Source organism: Kitasatospora sp. NPDC005751 (assembly GCF_040630835.1).
In the GTDB taxonomy this organism is placed as follows: Bacteria; Actinomycetota; Actinomycetes; order Streptomycetales; family Streptomycetaceae; genus Kitasatospora.
Genome location: NZ_JBEXYC010000125.1, coordinates 1 through 5,420 on the forward strand (window position 1 = coordinate 1; position 5,420 = coordinate 5,420).

Annotated in this window: 3 protein-coding genes; 2 read left to right on the forward strand and 1 reads right to left on the reverse strand. The window is 77.6% G+C overall.

Annotation, left to right across the window (positions count from 1 at the left end; translation table 11 throughout):
- Positions 1–104: 104 nt before the first annotated feature.
- Positions 105–1,016, reverse strand: coding sequence for an acyl-CoA thioesterase II (locus ABZ497_RS36385; protein ID WP_359812333.1), 912 nt, complete (start codon positions 1,014–1,016; stop codon positions 105–107).
- A 147-nt stretch (positions 1,017–1,163) separates the two neighbouring features.
- On the opposite strand from ABZ497_RS36385, the gene ABZ497_RS36390 reads away from it, so the two are divergent.
- Both ABZ497_RS36390 and ABZ497_RS36395 read left to right on the forward strand, forming a co-directional pair.
- Positions 1,164–2,549, forward strand: coding sequence for an SWIM zinc finger family protein (locus tag ABZ497_RS36390; protein WP_359812336.1), 1,386 nt, complete (start codon positions 1,164–1,166; stop codon positions 2,547–2,549).
- Positions 2,546–5,245 carry a DUF6493 family protein gene (locus tag ABZ497_RS36395; RefSeq protein WP_359812339.1) on the forward strand — a complete coding sequence of 900 codons (2,700 nt, stop codon included), beginning with the start codon at positions 2,546–2,548 and terminating at the stop codon, positions 5,243–5,245. The genes ABZ497_RS36390 and ABZ497_RS36395 overlap by 4 nt, the downstream gene beginning before the upstream one ends.
- The last annotated feature ends 175 nt before the right edge of the window (positions 5,246–5,420 follow it).

The following is a 5,420-nucleotide window of genomic DNA, read 5'->3' on the forward strand; positions in this document are numbered from 1 at the left end:
AGACCACGTCGGCCCGGGTGTGGCCCTGGTCGACGTGGTCTCCATACCCAGGGACACCCTGGTCACCCGCCCCGACTGCGCGGACGAACGCGGGGCGACCGGGGTCAGTGCGCCCGGGGTGCCCGGTCGCGGATCAGGGCCTCCTGGACGGCGGAGGCGACCAGCCGGCCGTCCCGGTCGTAGAACTCGCCGAGCGACAGCCCCCGGCCGTCCGAGGAGGAGGGGCTGCGCTGGGCGAACAGCAGCCACTCGTCGGCCCGGAACGGGCGGTGGAACCACATCGCGTGGTCCAGCGAGGCCATGATCAGCCGGGGCGGCTCGGTGCGCTGGAAGAAGTTCGGCTGGACGTGCAGCCCGGCCGTCGAGGCCAGCGTGAGGTCCGAGAGGTAGGTCAGCGCGCAGACGTGCAGCAGCCGGTCTCCGGCGGGGAGCGGGGAGGCGGTGCGCAGCCAGACGAACTGCTGCGGCATGCCCGGGACGGCCGGCGGCACGTCGGGTGCGTCCGGCGGGACGAACCGCAGGTCCAGCGAGCCGAAGCCGCCCGTGCGGGTCAGCGCGGCGCGGGCCTCGGCGTCCCAGCCCGCCAGCGCGTCCGGCAGCTCCTCCGGGCCGGGCAGCGCCGGCATCTCCCGGTGGCGGTCGGCGGCGGGCTCGGGCCGCTTGAAGGAGGCGGAGAGCGTGAAGATCGCTTCGCCGCCCTGGACGGCGGTCACCCGGCGGGTGGCGTAGGACATCCCCTGGCGGACCCGGTCGACCTCGTAGCGGATCGGCCGGGACGGGTCCCCGGGGAGCAGGAAGTAGCTGTGCAGCGAGTGCACGTCCCGGTCGTCGCCGATGGTGTGCCCGGCGGCGGTCAGCGCCTGCGCGGCGACCTGGCCGCCGAAGGCGCGCATCGGGGCGCCGGCGTGGCAGCGCCCCCGGAACGTGTTCTCGTCCAGCCGCTCGATCCGCAGCAGCTCGGCGAACGAGCCGGCGGTGTCGGCGGCCGGTCTCTCCTTCTCGGTCAGGTCGGTCACGGGGACATAGTGGCAGAAGCCGCCGTCCGGCGGTGTGACCGGGGTAACCCGGGGACCGGAGGCAGCCTGATAGAACCTGTTCCAGTACTGGCCTCGGCCCGGGCGCTCTCCGACGGATTGTCAGTCGCCCCTCCTAGCGTGCTCCGCATGACGCAAGCCGCACACGCGTACGCCTATCTGCGCCCGTCCGCCGTTCTCGACGGGGCCGAGGGCCCACGCCTCGCCCTGGAGACCTCCGGCGGCACCACGCCGCTCGGCGCGGTCGCCAACCCGCGCTTCTTCGCGGGCTTCCTGGCCGACCCGGCCCCGGCCGCCGCCGCGCTGCTCGCGGTCGCCGACGTGGCCGCCGCCCGCTACTACCAGCCGCTGCTGCGCGCCTCGCTCGACCCGGTGGTCACCGCCAACGGCGACCGGCTGCGCTTCGAGTCCTTCTCCGGCTGCTGCGGCGTCTACGCCCGACTCGACGTGCTCCGGGCCGGGCTCGACGGCGACGACATCGGCCACGGCACCACCAACGTCGACGTCAACAACCCGCTGCGGGAGGCGCTCACCCGGATCGGTCCGGCCGAGCCGCTGCACCTCGCGGTGGGGCCCGACGCACTGGAGGTCACCACCTTCGACGGACCGGTCGTCGAGAAGAAGGTCCCGCTGCCCGAGCGCTGGGTGCGCGGCTTCGCCGAGACCCAGGTGACGGCCGCCGCCTTCGACCTGCGCGCCGAGCTGCCCGCCGCCGAGGCGGTCCGCTTCCTGCGCTCGCTGCCGCGCGGCGGCGGGCGGGCCCGGTCCGCCGCCGGCTGGGTCGTCCCGGCCGGCCGGACGCTGCGCCCGACCACCCGGCCCGTCCCCGGCGCGGTCTGCCTGCCCGGCCCGGAGCGGCTGGTGGCGCTCCAGCGGGTGCTGCGGCACGCGCTGGCCCTGCGGGTGTACGGCCCGGTCGCGGGCGACGCCCCGGCGGCCTCCGCCTGGGAGGTGGTGCTGCCCGGCATGCGCCTCACCCTCACCCTCTCGCCGGACGCCTCACGCGGCTTCTCCGGGGAGGGCGGCGTGCTCGGCGCGCTGGCCACCGGCGCCGCCGAGCAGGACGCCGAGCTGGTCGCGGTGCTGCTGGCCTGGGAGCCGCGGATCGACGTCGCCGAACTCGCCGAGCAGTCCGGGCTCACTCCGGCCCGGGTCCGGGCCGCCCTCACCAGGCTCGGCACCGCCGGGCAGATCGGCTACGACACCGCCGAGGCCGCCTACTTCCACCGCCAGCTGCCGTACGACGCCGGCCGGGCCGAGGCGCGGAACCCGCGGCTGCGGGCCGCGCACGCGCTGGTCGCGGCGGGCGCGGTACGGCTGGAGCCGGGCGGCGCGCTCGCCGAGGTCACCGTGGACGACCACCACCAGCGGGTGCGCACGGACGAGGCGGGCCGGGTGAGCTGCACCTGCCTCTGGTGGGCCAAGTACCGGGGCGGGCGCGGTCCGTGCAAGCACGCGCTGGCGGTCGCCGTGGTGCGGGAGCGGGTCGCGAGCGGGCGGGAGGCGGGCGCGTGAGCGGCGTCGAGGAGTTGCTGCGGGCGGTTCGCGAAGGGCGGACCCCGCAGGTGCCGGCGCTGGTCGCGGCGCTCGGCCCGGCCGAGCGGCGGGCCTGTCTGCCGGCCCTCAAGGAGCTGCGCAAGGAGCTCCGCGGCGAGTGGTCGAACGCGGCGACCGCGCGGGCCGGGGCGGTGCTGGTGGCCGGCGCCGGCTGCCACGCCGGGCCGGCCGGCGCCGCCGCCTGGATCGGCGGGCGGGACTTCGCCGGCCGCTCCTGCGCCCGCCACCCGGCGCTCGGCGCGGTCGTCGAGGCCCAGCCGGTCGAGTGGCAGATCGAGGTGGTCAACCGGCTGGCGGCCCGCCGCGGCTCGGGCTGGAGCTGGGACCTCTACCCGCTGATCGAGCGGACCGTCCGGCGGACCGGCTGCCCGGTGCCGGCCACCGAGGCCTTCACCGGCGAGTGGCTCGACCGGGTCGGGGCCGGCGACGGCCGCCGGGACCGCAGCCGGACGCTGCTGGAGTACCTCCGCGAGGACGCCTTCACCCCGCTGCTGGCGCCCCGGGTGTTCGAGCTCGCCGACGTCGGCTGGCGGTTCGAGCACCGGCGCACCGAGCGGCCCGGGGACTCCTGGCCCGCCGCCCTCACCGCGCTGGCGGCCGAGGGCCGGGTGGACCGCGCCGAGTTGATCGACCGCTGCCTGGCCCGCCTGGTGCGCGGCGGCAAGCCGGGTGACCAGCGGGCCTTCCTGGGCGTCCTGGCGGCGCTCGCGCCGAGCCCGGACGAGTACGCGAAGCAGGTCCGGAGTCTGGTCGCCATGCTGGACGCGCTCTCGGTGATCGCCGGCCACGCCCAGCAGGTGCTGTCCGAGCTGGACGCCGCCGGGCTGGTCGAGCCCGAGGTGCTGGCGGAGGCCTCGGCGGTGGTGCTGTTCCGGACCGAGAAGAAGCTGGTGCGCGCCCAACTGGGCTGGCTGGACAAGGCCGCGAAGCGCTCGCCCGAGCGCGCCGGCCCGGTGGTGCTGGCGGCCGCCGAGGCCTTCGGCCACCCCGACTCCGCCCTCCAGGAGCGGGCCCTCGCCGTGGTCGCCCGCCACCTCCGGGCGGCGGGCGAGGCGGTGCTGCCCGACCTGCGCCTCGCCGCCGAGGGGCTGAACCCGGCCCACCACGCCCGCGCGGGCGAGCTGTTGGGCGCGCCGGTCGGCGGCGACGACCCGGACACCGGCTGGAGCGAGCTGCTCCCGCCCGCTCCGGTGCCGAGGCCGCTGGGCGAGCCGATCGCGACGGCCGCCGAGGTCGCCGAGGAGCTGTCCGTGCTGCTGGCCGCCGCGCAGCCCGAGGTCGCGGACTTCGAGCGCACCCTGGACGGTCTCGTCCGGCACGCGCACCTGGACCGCGCGGCGCTCGCCGAGGCGCTGGCGCCGGTGCTGAGGGTGCACCCGTGGACGGGGTCCGGCCGCTGGCACGACTGCGGGCCGGAGGACGTGCTGTACGTCGCGGCCGTGATCGCCGGTGCGGCCGACCCGCGCCTGCGCGGCGCCGTCTTCCGGGACAAGAACTCGGTGCCGCTGCGCGGCGGGCACAACACGGTGTACGGCAACGTGTTCGCCGTCCGGCTGACCGAGGCGGCCGAGCGGGTCATGGCCGACCGGCCGCCGCTGCTGCTCGCCACCCCGACCGACACCACCGGCGCACTGTCGGCGCAGGCCCTGGTCGACCGGCTGGGCCGCTACCAGGAGGCCGGGGTCGAGCCGGGGGAGGCCGACCTGCACGCGGCGCTGCTGCGGCTCACCGTGACCGCGGACGAGGCCGTGCTGGCCGCCGCCGACCGGCTGACCTCGCCGGCCGGGCGCTGGGCGGCCCGCTGGCTGCGCGAGGGCGGTCTGCCGGGCCAGCCCTCCGAACGGGTGCGGTTCGCGCCGCCCGCCCGGGACGCCGGCGCCCGGTCGTTCTTCTGGGAGCGCCGGCGGGAGCACCAGTGGGAGGGTGTCAAGCGGATCTGCGTCGCCCAGCCCGGCGTCGGGGCGGGCCCGCGCGGCCCGGCCGGCGAGCGGCTGGGCGCCGAGTTCCGGGCGCTGCTGGCGGCCACCGAGCCCAGCGTGGTGCGGGCGTCGGCCCAGGACGAGTGGCTCTGGCAGCCGACCGCGCACTGGGCCGCGGTCCTGCCGCACCACCGGGAGGAGCTGGCCGCCCGCTGGCTCGACGGGTTCGCCGGCGGCGCCGACCGGGAGCAGCGCGGCGCCGCCGGGCTGCTGCCCGTCCTCGCCGAGGCCGGCGGACCGGCCGGTCTCGCGCTCCACCTGGCGCTGGCGTACGGGCTGGGCGCCCGCTTCCCCGAGGACCGCACGGCCGCGGTGGACGCCCTGCTCGTCCTCGCCGCCCGCGGGTGCCTCGACGGCGGGCTGCTCGGCCGTGAGCTGGGGGAGCTGGTCACCGAGGGCACGGTGAAGCCCAACCGGCTGGCCCAGGCGCTGACCGCGGCCGCCGACACCGGCGCGTACGGCACGGTCTGGTCGGTCCTGGCGCCCGCGCTGCCGGCCGTGCTGGCGGGCGCCGCGGGCCGGGGCACCGGTGAGCTGGTCGCGCTGGCCGCCGACTGCGCCCGGCGCAGCTCGGCCCGGGGCCCGATCCCCGAGGTGACGGAGGCGGCGGCCCGGCCCGGTACCGCCCGCCTGGTGAAGGAGGCCCGCGCCCTGCGCGACATCCTGGCGGGGTGACGCCCCGGGTGACCCGTGGAGTCCCGGCCGCCCGCCCCGGGCCGCCGGGGCCCGGGCGGCAGGGGTCCGGGCGGCAGGCCCTAGGACATGTCGTCAAAGTGATCTTGGATAGTGGATCATGGTGTGGTGATACGTCGCCATGAGCTGTCCGATGCCGAGTGGGAGTTGGTCGAGC